Raw genomic sequence first — 22,428 nt, forward strand, 5'->3', positions numbered from 1 at the left:
CTCACGGCACCGGACAAGGCTCGACGTGCCAGATTTCCGAGGCGTACTCGGCAATGGTTCGATCGCTGGAGAACTTCCCTGAGCCCGCCAGATTGGAAATCACCTTTCTCGCCCAGGCGTCCGGGTCCGCGTAGAGCTGGAGCAGACGTTCGTCCGCTTCGAGATAGGCCCTCATGTCCGCAAGATGCATATAGTGATCATGCTGGAGCAGCATATCGCGTAGCGGCGAAAAGACGCCGGGTTCGTAGCGGCTGAAGTGGTCCGAGGCGATCAGGTCGAGGGCGGCGCGCGTCTCCAGCTCGTTCTCGTAGTGCCACTGCGGCCTGTACCAGGCACGGCTGGCTGCCACCTGGTCTGCCGTCAGGCCGAAAAGGAAGAAGTTCTCCTCGCCGGCGGCCTGCGCCATCTCGATCGTCGCCCCGTCGCGGGTGCCGATCGTCAGCGCTCCATTCATCATGAACTTCATGTTGCTCGTCCCGCTTGCCTCGTAGCCTGCGGTCGAGATCTGGTTGGAAACGTCCGCCGCCGGGATCAGGCGCTCCGCCAGCGAGACGCAATAGTCAGGCAAGAACACGACCTTGAGGCGCCCCTTTACGGCGGGATCGCCGTTCACCGTTCCGGCAAGATTGCTGAGAAACTTGATGATGAGCTTGGCCAGTTGATAGGCTGGTGCAGCCTTGCCGGCGAAAAAGAAGGTACGCGGCGCTACGTCCAGGTTCGGATTTTCTCGCAGCCGATTGTAGAGCGCGACCACTCTCAGCCCGTTCAGAAGCTGGCGCTTATATTCATGAATGCGCTTGATCTGGCAGTCGAAGATCGCGTCTGGATCGACACTCACATCGGCCGTCGATCGCAGCCAATCGCTGAAACGGACCTTGGCCGTACGCTTGGCCCGGCGAACGGCATCACGAAAGTCTTCGTCCTCGGCAAGCGGGCGCAGTTTCGTCAGTTCGGTGAGATCGGTAACCCATCCTTCGCCGAGGGCCCCGGTGATGGCCGCGGCGAGCGCCGGGTTCGCCAGCAGGAGCCAGCGGCGCGGTGTCACGCCGTTGGTCTTGTTGTTGAAGCGTTGCGGGAAGAGTTCGGCCAAGTCTCTAACCGTCACGCTCCGCAGGAGTTCGGAGTGGATCTCAGCGACCCCGTTGGTGCTGTGCGAACCGACAATCGCGAGATTTGCCATACGGATTTTCCGCTCAGGCCCCTCCTCGACCAGGCTCACACGCTCGACCCGCCCCTCATCGCCGGGAAATCGCGTACGGACATCGGCAAGGAAGCGCCTGTTGATCTCCAGGATGATTTCACATTGCCGCGGCAGCAACAGCTCGAACCATCGCAGCGGCCATCTCTCCAGCGCCTCCGGCAAGAGGGTGTGATTGGTATAGGCCAATGTCCGCCGCGCCAGGTCGAAGGCGTCGTCCCAGCCGAGTTGAGCCTCATCGAGCAAAATCCGAACAAGCTCAGGCACGGCGAGGCTTGGGTGGGTGTCGTTCAATTGTATGGCGACCTTTTGTGGAAAAGTGCGCCAGTCCGCATTGCTGCGGCGAAAACGCCGGACGAGATCGGCGATCGAGCACGCGACCAGAAAATACTCCTGAACGAAGCGCAGACCCTGTCCCTGGCTGGTGGAGTCGTCGGGATAGAGAACCCGGGTCAAGGATTCGGCCGCGAGACGCTCGGCCAACGCGCTGACGAAGGCCCCGGCGCTGAAGGCCTGGAAGTCGAACTGATCGGGCGTGGCGGCAGCCCATAGCCGGAGGGTATTGATGGTCTTGCCGCCATAGCCGACCATGGGGCGATCAAATGGCAAGCCGATGAGGCTGGAGGGTTGGCCAGCCACCAGGCCGAGACTTCCGCCCCGAACCTCGAAGGAGCAGCCGAGCTGAACCTCGACCTTGTCCTGCGGCCTTGCCACCTCCCACGGATCGGGACGCAGCAACCAGTTGTCGGGTTGCTCGACCTGCCAGCCATCGACGATGGATTGTCTGAAGATGCCATATTCGTAGCGCAGCCCATAGCCCATGGCGGGGAGCTGCATGCTGGCCATGGATTCGATGAAGCAAGCGGCGAGCCGACCTAGTCCCCCATTGCCGAGACCCGCGTCAGGCTCCTCGGAGATGAGTGCCGTCCAGTCGATACCCTTTTCCTCGATGGCGCGCCCGATGACGGGATCGAGCATGAGGTTCATGATATTGTTGGACAGCGAGCGTCCGATCAGGAATTCCATGGAAAGATAGTGGATACGTTTGGGATTGACGCGTGCGTAGGTCTCGTCAGTGCGCAGCCAGCGTTGCGACAGCACGTCTCGCAGGGAACGCGAGAGCGCCTCGTAACGCTCGCGAGGCCCTGCCGAAGCCTGATTGATGACGTTGTCGAACATGAGATGGCGCTCATAGAGCGCATCGCTCGTGCCATTGAACCGAACCGGGCCGCAGCCGTAGCGCTCCAGAAGTTCCGCGAGCCCCGTTGTCACCTGCTGCTTTCCGGTGGCAGCAATCCCCGCGCCGTTGCACATGACGTCGTCCCCCCTAGCGGCGTTACGGTCGCGAGGTCGCCGCCTTGGCTCGCCGGCGAGGGCCCCACGCCAGATCTTCACGGCCGCTGGCCGAGCAGCGGCGGTTTGACGTTATCTTTGGTGAATGATGGGAAATGGATTTTCGTTGGGGTGGATTTCTCCGACCGGCAGATGGTTCGACGCGCGGCAAGAAGCGTCCACCGATATCAGCCCGTCGCTCAACAGCGAGTTTGCCATGCCGCGCCGCTCCGATTGTAGGCCGGGGATGCCTTGACCATAGCAGCGTGCGGGAACCACACGCTATTGACCTTTGGAACCTTGGCGTACCCTTGCTGACGGCTACCGTCGCAAGCACAAGCCGGCGGATGCTCGCGGAGGCCCTGCGAGTGCCCGAGATGAGGGCTTAGAAGTGGAAGACCAGGCCCAGGACGGGGCCCTGCTGGATGGCATCGAATACGAAACCATCGTGGTCGTATCGAACGCCGAGCGCGCGATAGCCGCCGACCGCCGAAATGGCGTCACTGAACTTATAGCCGAGTCCAGCCGCGACATCCCAGTCGACGGAAGCACCCCCCGCGCCGATCAGGCCCCACCCGGTCAGATACCAATTGTCGGTAATGGCATAGCGAAAGCGGGCGCCGACCATGGCATCGGCCCAGGTGGCGCTGTCGCTGCCACTGCGTCCGGCCAGAAGGCCTCCGTGGAAGCCGAGTTCGCTGTTGACATTCCACAGCCTCCCACCGCCCACGACGTCGAGATGACTGTCGCCGTCCTGGAAGACCGCGTAGCCGGCGCCCAGCAAGCCTGCGAAGGTGCTCGTCTCCAGTGAAACGCTACCCGCGACGATGCCGCGCGGCGTTGCCGTACCCACGGACAGCTTGGTGTACATGACGTCTCCGAAGACGCTGAACCGCTCGTAGCGAGCCTCTCCGATCGCCATGGCGGCAAAGTCCAGATTCTTGAAGATGTTGCTGAAATCGGCATTGACATGCACTGCGGGCAAGCCGAACTGCGCGACATCACCCGAGAGACCCGCCGCCCAAAAATAGGGACTGACGGCGTACGACCAACCTCCGATCGTGCCCTGCACCGCCTGGGCCGACATGGGTGTGGTTCCGACATCCGCCGCTTGCGACGGCGTTGCCGCAGACGCCACAAGTCCGGCGAGAAATAGAGAGCCTACGGAAACCATGACGCGTTTCATGCAACGAAATCCCCACAGTTCGACATGGTCACCGATTGTATTGAACGACATTCCAACACGTCAGGGCAGATGATCGAGATCGACCAGGCCGATCCGGACCTCCCTTGCGAGGGTTAGCAGCGAGGCACAGAAGAGAAGCAGCGAGGCGATGAAGAACAGGGCGGCGCCCATTTCGTGGTCGTAGCCCATGACGGCGACGGCAAAACCCCACATGATGAGAAGCGTGGTGCAGATCGCGCTCGCCACAGAGAAGGCCAGTGCACGCTGCAACAATTGCGCACGCTTCCGCAGGCGCGGCTTGTCCGACTTCAGCGGCGACCTGTCCTCGTCCTTGTCCTTGATGCCATGAATGGAGCGGCTGCGATCGATGATCACGTTCAGGCGTCCCACCAGAATGCCGATGAACGAGCCGGTAGCTCCCAGCATGAAAGCCGGGGCCGTCGCCTGCAACATGACCCGCGAGATTTGTGAAAGCGTCGGTACGTCGCTTATCATGATGCGCCACGATCCCCAGCGTTCTCGATGGTCGGAGACGCCGGTGCTGCATGCGCCGGCGTCTTCCGGGCAGCCTCACTTCATTTCGATACCCAGCTTCGCCCGCTCGTCCTTGAAGACGACGGCAATCGCCTCGATGATCTTCTTGTCACGATGAGCCTTGCAGTAGACGATAACCTCGTGCTCAGCTTCCTTTCCCTTCTTAAAGTCCAGGAAGTGCTTATGCGCGAGCCCGTTATACCAGCCACTGTACCAGGTCGTGAGGGCGTCGGCATCCTCCTGGTATGTATCGGCGAGTTGGGCGCAGGTCAGGGCCTGCACATCGAGGAAGCCGTTGGCGTCGACATATTTAGAAAGGGGCGTCGCTTCCTGGGCGCGCGCGCCCGCCATGCCGAAGCCCAGGATGGCACCGACAACAAGCAATCTGCATATCCGCATCGCGGCATCTCCGTTTGTTGAATATGGCTGCTGGCTCGGGCTGTCAGCCCAAGCGTTTGACAGGCGGGATGACCCAGGAACCATCCAGGATCGACGGATTGCTCTCTTCCGGCCAATAGAGGCGCATCATCAGATAGAACTTGCCCTTGGGCGCAGGGAGCCAGTTCGATTCCTTGTCCGCGCCCGGCGACTTGTTCTGGATGAAGATGTCGACCGATCCGTCGGGATTGGCCTTGAGATTCTGGCGCGCGCTGATCGAGTAGCGGTCGATCGGATTGGCGACGAAGAAATAATTTTCGTCATACATCGTGATCGACCAGAAGCCGGCCGCCGGTGGCAGATGGCCCTTCTTGAAGTTCACGACATAGGTGTTGGCGCCGTCGTAGCTGCGGGCAAGCGGGCCGTTGCCGTCCTTCAGCGAGGTCGGGTAAACGGCATCCTGCGGCCGGTTGGCGCCAAGTCCAATGGCGGTGACGAGGGCGCGCTGAATATAGTTCGTGCCGTAAAGGCCGGTTTTCGTCGTAAATCCCCAGCCATTGACCTGCTGCACGTCGCCATCGCTGAACTTGAAGTGCAGCATGATGCGGTCGAAGCCTATCGCCGGAACGCGCTTGTCGAAGGTGCTGTCGAGCTTTGACTTGTCAAAGGACTGGCCCGGCACGATGCCGATGGAAGCAAAGCGCTCCAGCACCGGCGCGTCGGCCTCTGCGGGCGGATTGCGCTTCAGGAGTTCGCAGAGCTCCGTGAAATACTCCACGGCGCTCATCCGATTGACCTGCTCGCGCACGGCCGTCTTCATGTCGAGGGCGTGGTCAACCTTGCCTGGCGGCGGGGTATAATCCTTGCCCCAGGTCGAGAGCGGCTGCAGCTTGCAGGCATCCTGAAGCTTGTGGACGGCGGCGTAGTCCTCCGGCGTCCCCGTGCAGTAGATGCGACCGAGGAGCCAGACGATGGCGGTGGGCGATTTATACTGGGTGACGCCAGAGGGAAGCGTGCCCGACCAGCCCGGCCCCGTGATGGCGAAAGCCTGCGCCGCGCCGCCCGTCGTCCGCTTGCCGGGGACCTGGAAAACATTGGTCCAACCGTCGAGCATCGGGAAGAGGAAATAGCGGTCGCCCATGTCCGGGAACGAGAACACCCAAGGCTCGTTTCCTACGTCGATGAACGAGGTCGTATAGAGTGTGTCGGCATTGGGAGCGGTGACATCCCGGAAGGCCGCGTTCGGGTATTCTCGCAGCTTGATGAGCTGGCCCATCGGGCCCCGCGTGCCCTTCACTGCGGCGACGTTGGTGATGACGCGACGCGTCATTTCCATGGTGACGAGCGGATAGCCGTAGATATAGGCATCGACCGCCGTCCAGAAATCGTCCGCGCCGGTAACGAGATCGGCAAGCGGACCATCGAGGGCCCGTGCGGGTGAAACTGCCAGGGCAGCAGCGAGGCTCAGGCCGCCCAGGGCGGCGCGTCGGGTAATATCGGTCATGATCTTGTCCTTACCGGTAGGGCCGATACGCGGGGTAGTAGGGGTGGTAGTACGGGTAGGCGTCGGGAGGCGGCGGATAAGCGTAGGCTGCGTCAGCTGCAGCGCCGGCGTAGAACGCCCCCCGGAATGCGGTTCGCCTGGCTGCTCCTGCAAAGGAGAAGGGCGTGAACGGCAGGCCGATGATGTCGATGAAAATGGAGGCGGGCCCGTCGGCGTCGGCGGGTATCGCGCCTTCCAGGACAGCGACCTCGAATGTGATGTTGGCTCCCTCGGCCTTGGGTGACTTCAACGTCACCACGGCGTCCTTCACTGCGGAGCCATCCTTGCTGAAGACCGAAACGGTGGCGTTGGGCGGGTCCTTGGCGAAGCTGTCGGATCCGGCCGACCATTCTTGGAGAAGATGCGCGGTGAGCGCGTGACCTGCGGCCCGCACCGGCCGGTCGGCAAATATGATTGAATTGGGCGCGGCGCTGACCAGCGTCAGCTGATTGCCCTCGAGCTTGGCGCCGGCCGCGTTCATGACAATCAACGCTGGTTCAACCCGGGTTTTCTGGGCACCGCCTATCGTTTTTTGGGCGGGTGCCTGGATCGCGTCCTGCGCCATCGCCGGCATCCCCACCGCAGCACAAAAAAGGACCGCGGCCGCGGTCAATGTCGGTTTCATCCCTCTTTCCCCCTGATGACCTCGCTATGGACCGCTCACGGCTGCCTTCGACTGCCGCGCTCGATCGGAATGATATTGACGTGCTGCAGCTCGGCCTCGATCGCCGTCAGGGCGCTCCGGATATAAGCGAGCCATTCGAGACGCCGCTCCGCACGCAACGCTTCGTCGAGCTGGTCGACGGTGGCCAGCGCCGCCTCCGCGGCGGCCAATTCGCCACACAGGTCGCGGAAGCTCTCGCTTTCCTGGACGAGCAATTCGATTGCTTGAGAACGGTTGGGAAAATGCTGCTTCGCCGAGCTCACCCCTTCAATGTCCGAGCTGCCCATGTGATTTCCTCTCGCCGTCTTCATGGGATAATTGTAGGATGAGTGGGGGTGGATCGAGCGTAACATTACGCGTATCAGGGGGTGATATTACGCCATGGGCTCGTGGTTCGCCGCTGTCCGAGCGCTAGGGAGCCCATTTGCGCGCGGCGAGCGTGTGGCCTCGCAGATGGTCCCCCTGCCCGCCGAGATTCCTGCCACCGATGGAAGCGTCCGCGTGCAGCTGAAGCGGATACTCGAAGCGCCCGATTTCGAAGCAACCCAGCGCTCACGGGACTTCCTCGCCTATGTGGTCGAGGAGACCCTGGCCGGCCGTGCAGAGCGCATCAAGGCCTTCGCTATTGCAACCGATGTCTTCGGACGCAACAGTAACTTCGATGCCCACGGCGACCCGATCGTGCGGATAGAGGCAGGCCGGCTCCGTCGCGCGCTGGAGCAATATTACGAGGCGGCCGGGCATGATGACCCCATCAGGATCTCGATCCCAAAGGGCGGATATGTCCCGCTCTTTGAGCCGCATGTCCCCTATCAACCGCCAGCGGCGGCAACCAGGCGGCCGTCGCGACGTCTCTTCGTGGCGCTGGCGCTGGCCGCCGGGCTTGGTGCGGTAGCCTCCGTCACCTATGCGCTGCTGACGCTTTTCGCAGCCGGTCCTCCCGTCGCACCCGCCATTCCGCGCCTGATGATCCGGCCTTTTGAGGATCTCACCGGTTCTGGTGCGTCGCGCGTGGTCGTCAAGGGCCTGACCCAGGAGATCATCGGCCAGTTGGCGAAATTCAAGGACATAGTGACGGTCGAGGATGACGGCGGCACCAAGCCCGTATCGCGCAATGCCCGCTACATTCTCGCAGGCGGCGTCAGCGTGTCCGAAGACAAGCTTCGTTTGCAGGCCCGCGTGTCGGATGCCGAAGACTCGGCGGTTCTCTGGGCCCAGACTTATGAAACCGCTTTCGAGCCCTCGCAGATCATTGCCGTCGAATCCGAGATTGCGCGACGGGTCGCGACGGCCCTCGGGCAGCCTTATGGAATTATCTTCAAGGCGGACGCCGAACGCAGCATGCAGGCGACGACCGGCGATTGGTCGGCTTATTCATGCACCCTTTCCTATTTCGCCTATCGCGCCAATCTCGATGCCAAATCCCATCCGAACGTGCGAAAATGCCTTGAAGACGCGGTGGACCGCTTTCCGAACTACGCTACCGCCTGGGCGCTCCTCGCGCAGACCTATATCGATGAAATGCGCTTTGGCTATCCAGTTGATGCATCGACCTCGCCGGCCTCGCTTGAACGAGCCATTGCGGCGGCCAATCGCGCCATGGAGTTGGATCCGCAGAATGTGCGAGCCCTCCAGGCCAAGATGTTGACCCTTTATTTCGACAGGCAGCTCGACGCAGCCTTGAATGTCGGCAAGCGCGCATCGGAGACCAATCCAAACGATACCGAGCTCATGGGAGAATACGGAGCCCGCCTGGCCGATTCCGGACAATGGAAAGAGGGTTGCGCACTGATCACGGAGGCGCTGGATCGCAATCCCGGGCCTTCGGGATACTATGAAACCATTCTCTCGATCTGCGCATATGTTCGCAAAGATTACAAAGAGGCAGCCACCCTGATCAGGAAGGCCGCGGTCATGGACAATCCTGCCTATCACCTGGTTGCGGCTGCGATCTTCGCGGAAGCCGGACTGGCCGATGATGCCGCGACGCAGCGCCAATGGTTGATGACGCATGCACCGGAATTCGCGAAGAATGTAAGGTCTTGGGCAGGCCTGAGGAACGTCCAGCCGGCGGATCGCGAACGATTCCTGGCGTCGCTGCGTAAGGCAGAGTTCCCGATTCCACCTTGAGCGCAACGCGAGGGCACGTGGCAGCGGCTCGTATACGTGAACTCAAGAAGCGCGCGCGGTCTGGAGCGGATGCTCGGCCGCAAGACGGTGGAAGTGGAGATCCTGAAGGAAGTCCTCGATCTGGCGAGCCAAAAAAGCCGTCTTGGGTCTGAACTCGTTCGACAACGACGGTTCGCAGTGAAGGCGGTCGCCGTCGCATTGGGTGTGGTACGCTCCAACCTAGCCGAGCGGGCTGGGAAGCGCTTCATTGGCAATCAAAATCGCACTTATCTTCTGAAAGGCATGAAAATGCCGAAGAATTTCGGCACTCATCCGCACTTTCATCGATCACCACACCGTATAGCCGCCATCGATGACATAGGCGGCTCCCGTCACGAAAGAGGATGCATCCGAGGCCAGATAGACGGCCAGCGGCCCCAGTTCTTCCGGCTCACCCGCCCGGCCCATGGGCACGGAGGCAATGAAGGTCTTGATCACATCCGGGTTCTTCTCCGCCCAGCGACGGTTCGGATCGGTCATGAACAGCCCGGGGCAGATGGCGTTCACTCGGATATTGTACGGCGCCCAGTCAACGGCGGTGCAGCGCGTGAAATGGATCACAGCGGCCTTCGTCGTCTCGTAGTGGCGGCCCGCTATGCCCTTGTTGGCGATCATGCCGCTGATCGACGCCGTGTTGATGATCTTACCGCCCTGGCCGCGCTTGAGCATGGCTCCACCGATGATCCTGGTGGCGAGGAAGCAGTGGGTCAGGTTGAGGTCGACGAAATGCTGCCAGATGTCGAGCGGGGTTTCCTCGATCTTGATGTTCATGCCGCGGTCGCCGACATTGTTGACGAGGATGTCGCTGGGTCCCATATCAGACAGGGCCTTCTCGCAGAGCGCCTCGCATTCCTCCGGCTTCGACATGTCACCCTGGAACGTCCAGGCCCGCCGCCCGCGAGCACGTATCGCATCCGCGGCATCCTCCATATGACCTACGTCCCGACCGGTAACAGCGACATCCGCCCCCGCCTCGGCAAGGGCAAGCGCCATCTCCCGCCCGAGGCCGCGGCTTCCTCCGGTCACGATGGCGCGGCGGCCGTCAAGCTTGAATCGATCGAGTACGGACATGAGGGGACCTTTCGGGGAATGTGAACAGTCAGTTGAGTCTGGCCTTGGTGATGGCGTCGAAGATGTGGAGGCCGTCCTTGAGGGCGACACCGATGCGATCGCCAGGCCTGATCGCAGGGCGTCCGCCGACGACCGCTATCACCGGATGGCCGCCGAGCGAACCATGGACGAGCGTCTCCGCCCCCGTGGGCTCGACAAGACCGACTTCCATCGAAAGGTCACCTGGCCCGTCTGTCACGCCGATCATCTCCGGCCTGAGGCCGACGACGATATCGCTTCCGGGCACTCCCCTGATCGGCAGCGGCACCTTGCCTCCGTCCGTCGTGCGGGCACTGGCGGGATCACCACTCTCGACCTTCGCCTCGATGAAGCTCATGGACGGCGAGCCGAGAAAGCCCGCGACGAAGATGTTGGCCGGACGATCGTAGAGCTCGACCGGCGTCCCCACCTGCTCGATCCGGCCACCATTCATGACGACGATGCGGTCAGCCATCGTCATCGCCTCTACCTGGTCATGCGTGACATAGACGATGGTGGTGCCAAGGCGGGCATGCAGTCCTTTGATCTCGGTCCGCATCTGTACCCGCAATTTGGCGTCGAGATTGGAGAGGGGCTCGTCGAACAGGAAGACCGACGGTTCCCGCACGATCGCACGGCCCATGGCGACGCGCTGGCGCTGACCTCCGGAGAGCTGGCGTGGATAGCGGTCGAGGTAGCCATGCAGGTTGAGGATCCCGGCCGCCTTTTCCACCTTGGCGTTGACCATGTCCGCCGGCTCCCCGCGCAGCTTCGGCCCGTAGGCGATGTTCTGGCGTGCCGTCATATGGGGGTAGAGCGCATAGGACTGGAACACCATGGAGATGTTGCGCTTCTGCGGCGGCAGGTCGTTGGCGCGTATGCCGCCGATGATCAGGTCGCCATCGCTGATCGGCTCGAGGCCGGCCACCATGCGCAGCAGCGTCGACTTTCCGCAGCCGGACGGGCCTACGAGCACGACGAACTCGCCATCCCTGATGTCGAGATTGAGGGCTTCGATCACAGGATGGCCATCATAGCTCTTGGCGATTTTCCTGAACGACAATGTAGCCATCAGTCTGGTCCTGTCCGGTGTTGGCGGGAAAGAGATCGCTTGCGGCCGTCATTTCACTGCGCCTGTCGCCATGCCGCCGATCAGGTAGCGCTGCAGCCAGGCGAAGAGCAGGGCGATCGGCAATGTTGCGAGCAAAGTCGCCGCCATGACGTAGTGCCAGTCGACTTCGTATCGGCCGGCCACCAGCGAGAAGACCTGGATCGGCAGGGTGTAGTTGTCGGGCTTGCGCAGCAGCGTCAGCGCCAGAGCGAACTCGTTCCAGGCATTGATGAAGGTGAAGATCGCCGTGACCGCGATGGCCGGCAGCGAGAGCGGCAGGAAGATGCCGACGAGCGAACGCAGGCGGGAAGCTCCCTCCAGCCAGGCCGACTCCTCCAAGTCGACCGGAATCGAGTTGAAGTAGCCGTGCATCATCCACACCGCGAAAGCGATCTGGAACGTGGCGTAGATCATCACCAGCATGTTGATGGAGTCGATGAGTCCCAGCCAGACCACCAGCCGGAAGAGGCCGAGCACCAGCACGATCGGCGAGAGCATCTGCGTCACCAGCAGGAAATCGGCATAGGGCCGCTTCAGGCGGAACTTGAAGCGCGACATCGCATAGGCGGCCGGGATGCTGACGACGATGGCGCCCGCAGAGGAGGCGACGGCGACATAGACGCTGTTGAGCAGGGCCGGGCCGAAACGCGTCGTCGTCCACATGTCGACGAAGTTCTGCCAGGCGAAATGGCTGGGAAGCCAGGCCCCGGCATTGGAGACCACTTCGCTGCCAGGCTTCAGCGCCGTGAAGAACATCACTGCGAAGGGGAACAGATTGAGGATCACCAGCGGCGCCAGCAGGAGCCAGTTGAGCAGGCTGCGGCGGTTCAGGGCCCTATTCGTCATATGACCTCTTCACGACCAGACGCAGATAGATGAGCGTGAACACGAACAGGGCGAGGAACATCAGGAGCGAGACGGCGGCCGCGTCGTCCATGCGCCCGAAGACGAAGGCGAGCTTGTAGAGATAGGTGACGAGAATATCGGTGGAGTTGGCTGGCCCGCCTTGCGTCATCACCCAGATGATCGGGAAGGAATTGAAGACATAGATGATGTTCAGCACCAGCGCGATGGTGATGAAGGGGCGCATGAGGGGCAGCGTCAGGGACTTGAACTGCTCGAAGGTCCCGGCTCCCTCCAGGGAGGCAGCCTCATAGATGTCCGAGGGGATGGAGGCGAGCCCCCCGAGAAACACCGACGTGCAGAACGGGATCGAAACGAGCACCCCGATGACGATCTCCGTGACGAAGGCGAGATTGGCCGACCCCAGCCAGACGATCGGCTCCTTGATCAGGCCGAGTTCCATGAGGGATACGTTGACCAGACCGCTCTCGCCATTGAGCGCCCAGCGCCAGACGATCGCCGTCATGGTAAGCGAGACCGCCCACGGAAGCATGATGATCACGCGGGCGAGGCCACGGCCGATGAAGGGACGGCTCAGGATGATGGCGACGGGTCCCGACAGGCCGATGGTGCCGACCACTACGCCTGCCGTCCATACCAGGGTCCGCACTGCGCTGCTAGCGAACAAGGGATCGGCCAAGACGTGGACGAAATTGTCGAAGCCGACGAAACCACGCAGCTGACCGAAGCGATTGACCTGATGCACGGCGATCTCGCCCAGTTGGAACAGCGGATAGGCGATGATGAACAAGCCAAGCAGGAAGCTTGGCAGGATGAGGGCGATGGGCACCAGCCAGGCCGGCGGGCGGAGACCTGCCGAGCGAGCTGAACCGACCGCCGCATGCGTTGCGTCTTCGCCCGCGCTCATCGCATCGCTCTCACGCTCGTCCCTCCCGTTCCCTCGTGATCACTGGTCCGCCAGGATGCCGTTGATCTGGTTCGCCGCATCCTTCATGCCGGCCTCCGGAGTGGCCTGGCCGAGATAGATGCCCTGCAGAGCCCGCGTGGTGATGTCGGCCATCTCGGCCCAGTTCTTGATGGTAGGCGTGAACTTGGCGTAGCTCAGACCGCTGGCGAAGGTGCTCAGATCGGGGTTCTTGGTGTAGTAGTCCTGCGCCACGATGTTCTTGGTGACCGGCAGCAGACCCTCGTCATGGTCGAACTGGGAGCGATACATGTCCTGGAACATGAACTGGGCGAAGTCCCATGCTTCCTTCTTGGCCTTGGAGGCGCTGTAGAGCATCATCACGTCGGTGACCCCGAGCGTGCTGGGCTTGAGGTCGGTTGGGAAGGGCAGCACGGCATAGTGGAGGTTCGGAGCCTCGGCCTTGATCTGCGGGATCAGCATCGGAAAGGTGAAGATCATGCCAAGCTTGCCCTGCTTGAACATCTGGAAGATATCCTCGCGGCTATAGGCCGTGGGTGAAGGCTCCGTGAGCTTCTCGTCGATCAGCTTCTTGTAGAAGGCGGCCGTCTTGATGGATTCGGGACTGTCGAGCGCGCTCTTGCCGTCCTTGAGGATGTCGCCGCCGTTCGACCACAACGCGTAATAGAAATACGCATCCGTCTCGACCTCCTTACCCTGCAGCCCGAACCCGTAGACCCCGGGCAGGGCCGAGATCTTCTTCGCGGCCGTATAGAAATCCTCCCACGTCTTGGGCGGTTCGACCCCGGCCTGCTTGAACAGGTCGAGATTGACCATCATGGCGCGTGCCGAGGCCGCCGCCGGAACGCCCATCAGCTTGCCGTCGATGGTCGAGGGCGCAAAGAAGGACGGGATGAAGGCAGACTTGAACTCGGGCGTCATCAGGCCGTCCAGAGGCTCGATCACGCCCTGGGAGGCGAAATCGGGAACCCAGATGGTTGCCACGATCGATAGATCCGGCGGGTTTCCGGCATTCACATCGGTCGTCAGCTTCTGGAGATAGCCGTCCCAGGGGGCAACCTCGACCTGAATGTGCACGTCCGGATGCAGGGCTTCGTAATCCTTGGCGACCTTCTGGAAGAAGGGCAGCGTGTGCTTGGAATATTCGCCGGCCGTGAAGCGCAGATCGACCGCCTGGACGGGGCCGATACAGGCAAGCGCAATCAGTCCGCATGCAGCGCCGGTGAGAAGTCGCGCAAATTTCGAAGCCATGTAGACATCTTTCCTTCGATCGGGAGCGGGCATCCGGCATGCGGACCGCGGTCACTGTCCCGACAGGGCATGACGGTTCCCTGCCTGGCCGCGGAGACGCCGCCATGGTGTCAAGCGAAACTGGAAATACGTCGAACGATACGGACCGAGCGCAGAAGCCATCGGTTATCCGCCGGGAAAGGATCATGGATCGAAGTCGAGGCAGCTGCCAAGAAAAATTTTTATTTTTTTATCATTTCTATTGCCAATGACGACAACATGCGTGTGAATGATCGACAATTGATCAAAAATTGAAAAAATCAGGCAGCCGTCGCCTCTTTTCTTGGCGTCATCCGGCAGCCTGAATCCAGTCCAGCGCCGGCATGGAACCGGCAAGGAGACGATCCATGACTGCTCCGACGGGAGATTTGCGCGACAGCCCGATCGACGAGGCCGAGTGGCGGCTGCGCTGCGACATGGCGGCGGTATTCCGCATCGCCGCGCGGCTGGAATGGAACGAGCAGATCGGCAACCACATCAGCGTGATGCTGCCGGATACCGCCGAGCCACTGTTCCTGATCAACCCGCGCGGCTACCTCTTCCAGGAATTGAGGGCGAGCGACCTCATCGTGTGCGATCTCGCCGGCCGCGTTCTCAGAGGCAAGGGCGAGCTGCGCAAGGTCGCCATGCACATCCACGCGCGCATTCATCTCCGCAACCCCAATGCAACCTGCGTCGTGCATGTGCACCCACGCTGGTCCACGGCGCTTTCCCTGATAGACGGCGCGGAGCTGTCGCTGTCGCATCACAACAATCTCCTGCTCAACGATCGCGCGGTCTACGATGCCCTCGGCGACGAGCCGGTCAGCCACGACGAGGAGGGCGACCGCATCGCCGGGCTGATGGGAGAGCACTCGATCATGATCATGCGCGGTCACGGCCTGACCGTCGCCGGCCCGACGGTGCACGATGCCTTCGACGAAACCTACATGGCCGAACGCACCTGCATGTACCAGCTGACCGCCATGCAGACCGGCCAGAAGCTGCACGTGCTGCCCGAACGCCTGCGCCGGCATCACGAAGGTCCGTGGGGTGACAAGATGGATGCCCGCCTCCATCTCGATGCCTGGCGGCGCATCCTCGACCGGGAGGAACCGGACTACGCGACCTAGTGTATTCCAGTTTCATCCCGAACCGCCGAGAACCATGAATTGCTTTGATAGCAATGAGTTACTCTCAAAGGCCGTCTCGAACTCAACGCGTTTTGCTCTAGTGGCGCGCATCGGCGGCCCTGATCGGAAACTGTAAATTCAGGCTGGGCTGGAGTATGGATGGAAATCAGGTTTCCAACGCGATCGAAGGTTGCATGGACGAGCATACCAGGAAGCACAGGGGCCGGGAGGAACCGGCTGATGCGGCACCTTCAGGGGCTGCATACCCTGCCCATGACATTATCGGCTTCATGCTCGACCACGAAAACGAGTTGTCGCGCTCCCATCGCAAGATCGCCAGGGCGATTCTCGAACACCCCACCACCTTTGTCGAAAAGCCGATCGAAGATCTCGTCGCCTGGCTCGACATCTCGGCGCCGACGATTACGCGCTTCAGCCGCGTCATAGGTTGCGACGGGCTGCGCGATCTCAAGCTCAAGATCATGGCGAGCATGCGGGTCGGCACGCGCTATCTCGAACCCGTGAGGCCTCCCGACACGCTGCGCGAGGTCAGCGAGCGCGTTGCCATGCGCGCCCAACGGGCAATCCTCGAAGCTCAGAGGACGATCGATTTCGCGGCGCTCGAGCGCGCCATCGAACTCGTCAGCCACAGTCGCATGATCTACGCCTTCGGCGGCGGCGGTGTGTCGAGCTGGATGGTGGAGGAAGTGCACAACCGACTGTTTCGCCTGGGCCTTCGTATCAGCACCAGCAGCGATCACCAGATGCAGATGATGCTGGCGGCAACCGTTGAACGCGGCGACGTGGTGCTGTGCTCGTCCCTGAGCGGCAACAACCAGGAACTCATCAAGGCGGTACGCATCGCGGCCGACTATGGTGCCACCACGATTGGCCTGACAGTGGCGAACACCCCCCTCGTCAAGGCCGTGCACCTGCCGCTCACCGTCGACGTGGCCGACGACGGCGACGTAATCGGCCCCACCTGCCTGCGTTACGCATTCCTGTCCGTCGTGGATCTCATCGCCTATGGAGCAGCCATCCGCAGCCGGCCGCTGGCCCAGGAGAAGCTGCGGCGCATCAAGCAGCAATTCACGACCTATCGCGACGAGGATGACAGCCAACCGGTTTCTGACTGAAATTCGGACGACTTGTTCATATCTTCACCAGAAATTTTGCTTTACTGATCATTTTTAGATCACAATCTAGATAATCCGGCACCGCCGCTTCCAAAAATGATAAGAAAATGAAAATTTCTCTTGTCGGCGGGACTTCCCCAGTCCATCATCGCTCTAACATGTCCAGCCAAAGCGTTGGCATCCCCGGCAACAAAACCGGGGGACGGACTTTCATTGCCGAAACGATCCGGTGGTGAGGTTCGTCGATCGAAGCGCCAGCCAATGGCGTCGACAACTCCAGAGCCAGAACGGGAACGCGTGCATGAACAAGTCGTTGGAACGTTTCTTGTTGTCCCGCCGCAGTGTGCTCAAGGGCGCAGCCGCGCTTTCGGCCAGCACACTACTCGGCCGCTCCGCCTCGGCGGCGCCCTCCGCGCCCCTCACCTTCATCGGCTGGCAGTACCAGCCCCAGATCGTCGAGGAGAACGTCAACACCTTCAAGAAGCTCTATGACGAGAACGTCACCTACGAGCTGGTAAGCGGCGACTACCATCCCGTGGCCGAAACCAAGCTCACCGGCGGCCAGCATATCGACATGCTCTACGCGGAAGAGGATCACATCGCCCGCTGGTGCGCCGCCGACTGGGCCCGCGATCTCGACGGACTTCCCGATCTCGACGCCATCAAGGAAGGCATGTTTCCCGTGAGCGTGCAGTCCATGTCGCTGCCGGACGGCAAGCTCGCGGGCCTGCCCTACTACGCCGGGCACAATGCCTTCATCTACAACGAGGAACATCTGCAGAAGGCAGGGATCTCCGCACCGCCCGACAGTTTCGATGCCTTGCTGGACGCATGCCGGAAGCTGAAGAAGGACGGCATCTCGGATGCGCCCTACAACAGCGCCTGGGGCCAGAACTGGCCCGAACTGTCGTGGAGCCTGTTCTCCTGCTGGTATGCCGAGGGCGCCCCGGTCTTCGACGACAAGAACGATCTCGTCGATGATGCGGCGCTGCGCAAGGTGCTGGAAACCCACCAGACCCTCTACAAGGAGCAACTCGTCACTCCCGACATCATGACGCTGCCGAACGAAGGCGTGCCGAGCTACGCCACTGGTCGCCACACCTTCATGGTGCTGCATGACTACGACCAGAAGGTCGCCAACGATCCGAAGCTTTCCAAGGCGGCCGGCAAGGTCAAGAACGCCCTGATGCCGGGCAAGACCCATTCCACCTTTGCCTGGACGGCCGTCTACATGATGGGCAAGCAGCCCGTCGACGTCGACCGGACCTGGCAGCTGCTGCGCTTCTTCGGCGGCAAGTCGAAGGATGGCCAGTACCACGTCATCAAGCGCTGGGCACTCGAGTTCGGCCTGGGCTCGGCCTACAAGGAAGTCATGGCCGATCCGGAAGTCGTCGCCAGCTTCAGCAAGTGGCGCGACCTCGACATCACCAAGAAGCAGCTCGAACTGGCAACCTCGCGCAAGGTCGCCAAGATGATCTGGTTCCCGGAATGGGACCTGTTCATGATGCAGCGGACCCAGGAATATATCCGCGGCAACATGACGACCGACCAACTCGTCGAGGCACTCAGCAACAAGGTCGCCGACCTCAAGAAGCAATACCAGTAAGGGCATCGGCGGCGCCGCGCCGTCGCTCCCTTGCGTTCGGCCGGCATCTCTCCCGTGCCGGCCGAGCATCCTATCGTCGGGCTCGTGGCCGAGTCCCATGACGGAGGCCGTAATTGACCACAACGATCGCCCAGTCCCAGCCCGTCGCCGAGCGCCGCCGAAAGCGCGTCGCCGGCGTGCCCGCCTTCGCCTATGGCGCGGTGGCGCCAACCTTGATCATCGTGATTGCCGTCGTCGGCCTCCCGCTCGTCTACAGTTTCTACCTCAGCCTCAATCGTACCAATCCCATCACCAAGCGCTGGATCTTCGTCGGCCTCGACAACTATACGACCATCCTGAGCAGCGGCGAGTTCTGGCAGGCTTTCGGGCGCACCGTGTATTTTGCTGCCTTTTCGGTCATCGGCACGACGCTGCTGGGCATGGCCATGGCGCTTATCCTCAACCGAAGCTTTCCCGGCCGAGGCTTCCTGCGCAGTGTCATGCTCGTGCCCTGGGCCATGGCCCCTGTCTCGGTGGGGGTGCTCTGGTCCTTCATCTTCGCCGGCAATTACGGAGTCCTCACAGGCCTGCTCAATGACCTCGGCCTGGGCTCCCTGGCGCTGCCATGGCTGGGCGACGGCTTCCGGGCGCTGAATCTGGTGGCGTTGACCCATGTCTGGAACCAGGCCCCGCTCACGGCGCTCATGCTGCTCGCCGGCCTGCAGTCCATGCCCGGCAACCTGCACAAAGCGGCGATGCTCGATGGAGCAGGACCGCTTGCCCGCTTCTTCGCGATCACCCTGCCGTGGCTGAAACCGAACCTGCTCTTCATCTCCATCATCGCCACGATCAATGCGCTGATGGCCTTCGACATCGTCTGGATCATGACGCGCGGCGGTCCTGGATCGGCTACTACGGTCTTTGCCTGGCTCGGTTATCTCTACTCGTTTCAGTTCCTGAAATTCGGAGAAGGCGCCTCCATCCTCTACTGTCTCACGGCGCTGAGTTTCGCCCTCGCCATCCTGTACTTCGTGGTGCTCGGTCCCCGCAGACGGCCACGCCAGCTGTCCGCCGCATCCCCCGTTCCGATGGTGGAAACACAAGCCGTCATCCGCCGCCACCAGATGATGACGCTTCCGCCGATCCCTCGGCGCAGACGCCTCCCGCCGGCCCTGCAGAAGGCACTCGCCCGTCTCGGCTTCGTCCTGGCCGCCATTGCCCTATTCCTCTGGTCGGCCATGCCCGTGGTGTCGCTCCTCCTCATGAGCCTCACTCCCGCTTCCGATCTCATCCGCACACCGCCGACCCTGGTGCCGAGCGGCTTCACCCTGGAGAACTTCCAGGCCGTGCTGATGCCCAACATACAAAGCGGCATCGCGACAAGCGTGCAGGCCCAGCGCGTACCGCTTTCGCTGCTCAACAGTTTCATCGTCGGCGCCGTCGTGGCCCTGATCAGCGTGGTACTCGGCACCTTTGCCGGCTATGCCTTCGCGCGGCATGCCAGGAGCCGCTTCTTCGGTGCCAGTCTCTGGGGCCTGCTGCTCACCCGCATGACGCCGGCACTCACCATCGTCCTGCCCTTCTTCGTGATCTTTCGCACTCTCGGCTTGATCGATACGCGCACGGGCCTCGTGATCGCCTATTGCAGTTTCCTGCTGCCCCTGAGCGCCTGGATGATGAAGAGCTACTTCGAGGGCGTACCGGCAAGCCTAGATCGCGCCGCCTTGATCGACGGCTGCACGCGCATGCGGATGATGTGGCAGATCCTGCTCCCCGTCGTCCGCCCGGGCGTCATAGCGGCAGGCATCTTCTGCTTCCTGGCTGCCTGGAACGAGTTTCTCTTCGCTCTCATCCTCACCTCCACCCCGAGGGCGCAAACCATACCCGTGGTGCTCTCCGGCTTCCTCAGCCAGGCGCGCTTCTATGAATACGGTCCGATGTTCGCGGCGAGCGTGCTCTCGATCACGCCCCCCGTGATCGTGGCCTTCGTCTTCCAGCGCTACCTCATCCAGGGCGCGCTATCGGGCGCCGTCAAAGGCTGATCCGGCCGCTTTGGAGTTCGTGCATGACGTCGATCAACATCAAGAATGTCTCCAAGAGTTACCATAACTACGCCGTGCTCAAGGGGCTCAATCTCGACATCAGGGACGGGGAGTTCATCTCGTTCCTCGGCCCCTCTGGCTGTGGCAAGAGCACCCTGCTGTTCTGCATCGCCGGCCTGGAAGACATCACCTCCGGTTCGATCCTGTTCGACGGCCGGGACATCACCGGCGTTTCCGCCCGCGACCGCAACATCTCGCTCGTTTTCCAGGACTATGCGCTCTATCCGCACATGCTCGTGCGCGACAACCTCGCATTTCCTCTCCGCCAGCAGAAGTTGCCGGAGGAGACCATCCGGCGGCAAATCGCGTGGGCGGCGGAAATGCTCGGCCTGGAACATGTGCTCGACCGCCTGCCCGCAGAGCTCTCCGGCGGCCAGCGCCAGCGCGTGGCCGTCGGACGCGCCATCGTCCGCAATCCCGCCGCCCTGCTGATGGACGAACCTCTCTCCAATCTCGACGCCGGCCTCAGGGTCAAGACACGCACGGAGATCAAGCGGCTGCAGCGCGAGCTCAGGATGACGGTCATCTTCGTCACCCACGACCAGGAGGAGGCGATGGTGCTCTCCGACCGCATCGCCGTGATGAACAACGGCATCGTCCAGCAGTTCGCCGAGCCCATGACCATCTATCGCGAACCGGCCAACCAGTTCGTCGCCTCCTTCATCGGCAGCCCGCAGATGAATTTCCTGCCTGGATCGAGGACGGCTGGCGGACATGGCGACGGGCGCCTGGTTGGCGTACGCCCTCACGACCTGACACCCCTTCCCGATGCCGGCGGCACCGACGGCTTCACGCTGACGGGCGAGCTGGCGCTGATCGAGCCCGCAGGCCCGGTCCACTATCTCGACGTGGTCGTGGGCGACCAGATCGTGAAGGCGACCTGCAACGATCCCGCGTCGCTGCGCCTGGGCGAGCGCCTCACCCTCGGCGCACCGCCCAACGCCGTCTATCTTTTCGATCGGGAGAGCGGCGCCCGCATCTGACAGGTTTCATCACCCTCGCGGGCCTGCGCCCCTTCTTTCTCCAGGAACAAGAAGTACTGCTTTCATGTCTTTTGACCTCATTCTCAGAAACGGCCGCGTCATCGATCCCTCGCAGGGGCTCGACCGCATAACCGATGTCGCCTTTGCGGAGGGAAAGGTTGCGGCCATCGGCGACAGTCTGGACGCCGGCGGCGCAGAGGTCCGCGACGTGGGCGGAAGAATCGTCACGCCGGGCCTGATCGACCTGCACACCCATGTCTATTGGGGAGGCACCTCTCTCGGCATCGATGCCGAGGAGTTCGCGCGCGTCAGCGGGGTCACGACCTGCATCGACACGGGCAGTGCCGGCCCTGGCAATTTTCCGGGCTTCCGCAGGCATGTGATCGATCCCTGCCAGGTCCGCATTCTGGCCTATCTCCACGTCTCCTTTGCCGGCATTTACGGCTTTTCGAGCCGTGTCATGGTCGGTGAGGGCCATGACATCCGCCTGCTGGCGGCCCGCGATGCAGTGGAGGTCGCCAACGCCAACCGTGACGTCGTCATCGGCATCAAGGTCCGCATCGGCCGCACGGCAAGCGGGCCGGCCGGGATCACGCCCCTCGACGTCGCCCTGCAGGTAGCCGACGAAACCGGCCTGCCCCTCATGGCGCATATCGACGAGCCGCCTCCCTCCTATGAAGCCGTCGTTTCACGCCTGCGCCCGGGCGACGTCCTCACCCACTGCTTCCGGCCCTTCCCGAACGCCCCGGTGGACGGCAATGGAGAGATCAAGCCTGAGGTCCTCGCTGCCCGCGAGCGCGGCGTGCTCTTCGACATCGGACACGGCATGGGCTCCTTCGGCTGGAAGACGGCCCGTGCCATGTTGGCCAAGGGCTTCAAGCCCGATACGATCTCCTCGGACGTGCACGCGCTGTGCATAGCCGGCCCCGCCTATGATCAGGTCACGACACTCTCCAAGTTCCTGGCACTCGGCATGCCGCTCGGCGAGATCATCGCCGCCTCCACGGTCAACGCCGCCAGGGCGCTTCGCCGTCCCGAGCTCGGCAGCCTGAAGCCGGGTAGCGTAGGCGATGCCTCCATCCTGTCTGTCGACGAGGGAACCTTCCCCCTGCAGGACGTGCGCGGCGAGGTGGTGAACGCCGAAAGGCGCATCTTCGCCCGTGGCGTCGTCGTTGCGGGCCGCTGGTGGCATCCCGTCTGAGTCATTTCGATCATCGCATCATTGGA

At 62.2% G+C, this 22,428-nt stretch carries 19 protein-coding genes and 1 pseudogene; 8 read left to right on the top strand and 12 right to left on the bottom strand.

The window, feature by feature from the left end:
- Nucleotide 1 precedes the first annotated feature (1 nt).
- From AC6H34_RS02500 to AC6H34_RS02530, 7 genes are all read right to left on the bottom strand, one after another.
- Complete coding sequence (locus AC6H34_RS02500) at nucleotides 2–2,470, bottom strand: glycogen/starch/alpha-glucan phosphorylase (protein ID WP_497537795.1); 2,469 nt, start codon at nucleotides 2,468–2,470, stop codon at nucleotides 2–4.
- A gap of 445 nt (nucleotides 2,471–2,915) precedes the next feature.
- Nucleotides 2,916–3,704, bottom strand: a complete 789-nt coding sequence (locus tag AC6H34_RS02505; RefSeq protein WP_497539841.1) for a hypothetical protein — start codon at nucleotides 3,702–3,704, stop codon at nucleotides 2,916–2,918.
- 72 nt (nucleotides 3,705–3,776) lie between these two features.
- A complete protein-coding gene (locus tag AC6H34_RS02510; protein WP_448146287.1) occupies nucleotides 3,777–4,169 on the bottom strand; it encodes a DUF2721 domain-containing protein in 393 nt (130 codons plus the stop codon).
- Nucleotides 4,170–4,286: 117 nt separating this feature from the next.
- Nucleotides 4,287–4,601 (bottom strand): HdeA/HdeB family chaperone, encoded by a 315-nt coding sequence (locus AC6H34_RS02515; protein ID WP_448151233.1) that lies wholly within the window; start codon nucleotides 4,599–4,601, stop codon nucleotides 4,287–4,289.
- 91 nt (nucleotides 4,602–4,692) lie between these two features.
- Nucleotides 4,693–6,132 (bottom strand): DUF1254 domain-containing protein, encoded by a 1,440-nt coding sequence (locus tag AC6H34_RS02520; RefSeq protein WP_497537796.1) that lies wholly within the window; start codon nucleotides 6,130–6,132, stop codon nucleotides 4,693–4,695.
- Between the two features lie 10 nt (nucleotides 6,133–6,142).
- Nucleotides 6,143–6,796 carry a hypothetical protein gene (locus AC6H34_RS02525; RefSeq protein WP_448146285.1) on the bottom strand — a complete coding sequence of 218 codons (654 nt, stop codon included), beginning with the start codon at nucleotides 6,794–6,796 and terminating at the stop codon, nucleotides 6,143–6,145.
- A gap of 35 nt (nucleotides 6,797–6,831) precedes the next feature.
- Complete coding sequence (locus AC6H34_RS02530; protein ID WP_448146284.1) at nucleotides 6,832–7,122, bottom strand: hypothetical protein; 291 nt, start codon at nucleotides 7,120–7,122, stop codon at nucleotides 6,832–6,834.
- 166 nt (nucleotides 7,123–7,288) lie between these two features.
- Between AC6H34_RS02530 and AC6H34_RS02535 the strand changes: the two genes are divergently transcribed.
- Both AC6H34_RS02535 and AC6H34_RS02540 read left to right on the top strand, forming a co-directional pair.
- Nucleotides 7,289–8,965: a hypothetical protein gene (locus AC6H34_RS02535; protein ID WP_497537797.1), complete on the top strand. Its 1,677-nt coding sequence runs from the start codon at nucleotides 7,289–7,291 to the stop codon at nucleotides 8,963–8,965.
- Nucleotides 8,966–8,982: 17 nt separating this feature from the next.
- Nucleotides 8,983–9,196, top strand: a pseudogene (locus AC6H34_RS02540) (IS3 family transposase); the annotation flags it as partial.
- A gap of 96 nt (nucleotides 9,197–9,292) precedes the next feature.
- Here AC6H34_RS02540 and AC6H34_RS02545 read toward each other — a convergent pair.
- From AC6H34_RS02545 to AC6H34_RS02565, 5 genes are read right to left on the bottom strand one after another with little or no spacing between them, the layout of a single operon-like run.
- Nucleotides 9,293–10,075: an SDR family NAD(P)-dependent oxidoreductase gene (locus AC6H34_RS02545; protein ID WP_497537798.1), complete on the bottom strand. Its 783-nt coding sequence runs from the start codon at nucleotides 10,073–10,075 to the stop codon at nucleotides 9,293–9,295.
- Between the two features lie 28 nt (nucleotides 10,076–10,103).
- Nucleotides 10,104–11,165, bottom strand: coding sequence for an ABC transporter ATP-binding protein (locus AC6H34_RS02550; RefSeq protein ID WP_497537799.1), 1,062 nt, complete (start codon nucleotides 11,163–11,165; stop codon nucleotides 10,104–10,106).
- 48 nt (nucleotides 11,166–11,213) lie between these two features.
- Nucleotides 11,214–12,050, bottom strand: a complete 837-nt coding sequence (locus tag AC6H34_RS02555; RefSeq protein ID WP_448146279.1) for a carbohydrate ABC transporter permease — start codon at nucleotides 12,048–12,050, stop codon at nucleotides 11,214–11,216.
- On the bottom strand, nucleotides 12,040–12,975 hold the full coding sequence (locus AC6H34_RS02560) for a carbohydrate ABC transporter permease (protein WP_497537800.1): 936 nt from the start codon (nucleotides 12,973–12,975) through the stop codon (nucleotides 12,040–12,042). Before AC6H34_RS02560 ends, AC6H34_RS02555 begins: the two co-directional genes overlap by 11 nt.
- Before the next feature lie 39 nt (nucleotides 12,976–13,014).
- Nucleotides 13,015–14,244 carry an ABC transporter substrate-binding protein gene (locus AC6H34_RS02565; protein WP_497537801.1) on the bottom strand — a complete coding sequence of 410 codons (1,230 nt, stop codon included), beginning with the start codon at nucleotides 14,242–14,244 and terminating at the stop codon, nucleotides 13,015–13,017.
- Between the two features lie 386 nt (nucleotides 14,245–14,630).
- On the opposite strand from AC6H34_RS02565, the gene AC6H34_RS02570 reads away from it, so the two are divergent.
- From AC6H34_RS02570 to AC6H34_RS02595, 6 genes are all read left to right on the top strand, one after another.
- Entirely contained in the window at nucleotides 14,631–15,395 is a 765-nt protein-coding gene (locus AC6H34_RS02570; RefSeq protein ID WP_448146276.1) for a class II aldolase/adducin family protein, read from the top strand.
- Nucleotides 15,396–15,589: 194 nt separating this feature from the next.
- Nucleotides 15,590–16,531 carry a MurR/RpiR family transcriptional regulator gene (locus AC6H34_RS02575; RefSeq protein WP_448146275.1) on the top strand — a complete coding sequence of 314 codons (942 nt, stop codon included), beginning with the start codon at nucleotides 15,590–15,592 and terminating at the stop codon, nucleotides 16,529–16,531.
- Nucleotides 16,532–16,832: 301 nt separating this feature from the next.
- On the top strand, nucleotides 16,833–18,137 hold the full coding sequence (locus tag AC6H34_RS02580) for an ABC transporter substrate-binding protein (protein WP_448146274.1): 1,305 nt from the start codon (nucleotides 16,833–16,835) through the stop codon (nucleotides 18,135–18,137).
- 113 nt (nucleotides 18,138–18,250) lie between these two features.
- Nucleotides 18,251–20,158 (top strand): ABC transporter permease, encoded by a 1,908-nt coding sequence (locus AC6H34_RS02585; RefSeq protein ID WP_448146273.1) that lies wholly within the window; start codon nucleotides 18,251–18,253, stop codon nucleotides 20,156–20,158.
- A 23-nt stretch (nucleotides 20,159–20,181) separates the two neighbouring features.
- Entirely contained in the window at nucleotides 20,182–21,201 is a 1,020-nt protein-coding gene (locus AC6H34_RS02590; RefSeq protein WP_448146272.1) for an ABC transporter ATP-binding protein, read from the top strand.
- A gap of 64 nt (nucleotides 21,202–21,265) precedes the next feature.
- Complete coding sequence (locus AC6H34_RS02595; protein WP_497537802.1) at nucleotides 21,266–22,402, top strand: amidohydrolase/deacetylase family metallohydrolase; 1,137 nt, start codon at nucleotides 21,266–21,268, stop codon at nucleotides 22,400–22,402.
- Nucleotides 22,403–22,428 lie beyond the last annotated feature (26 nt).

The sequence above is a fragment of the Labrys sp. ALF-8 genome (assembly GCF_059699065.1).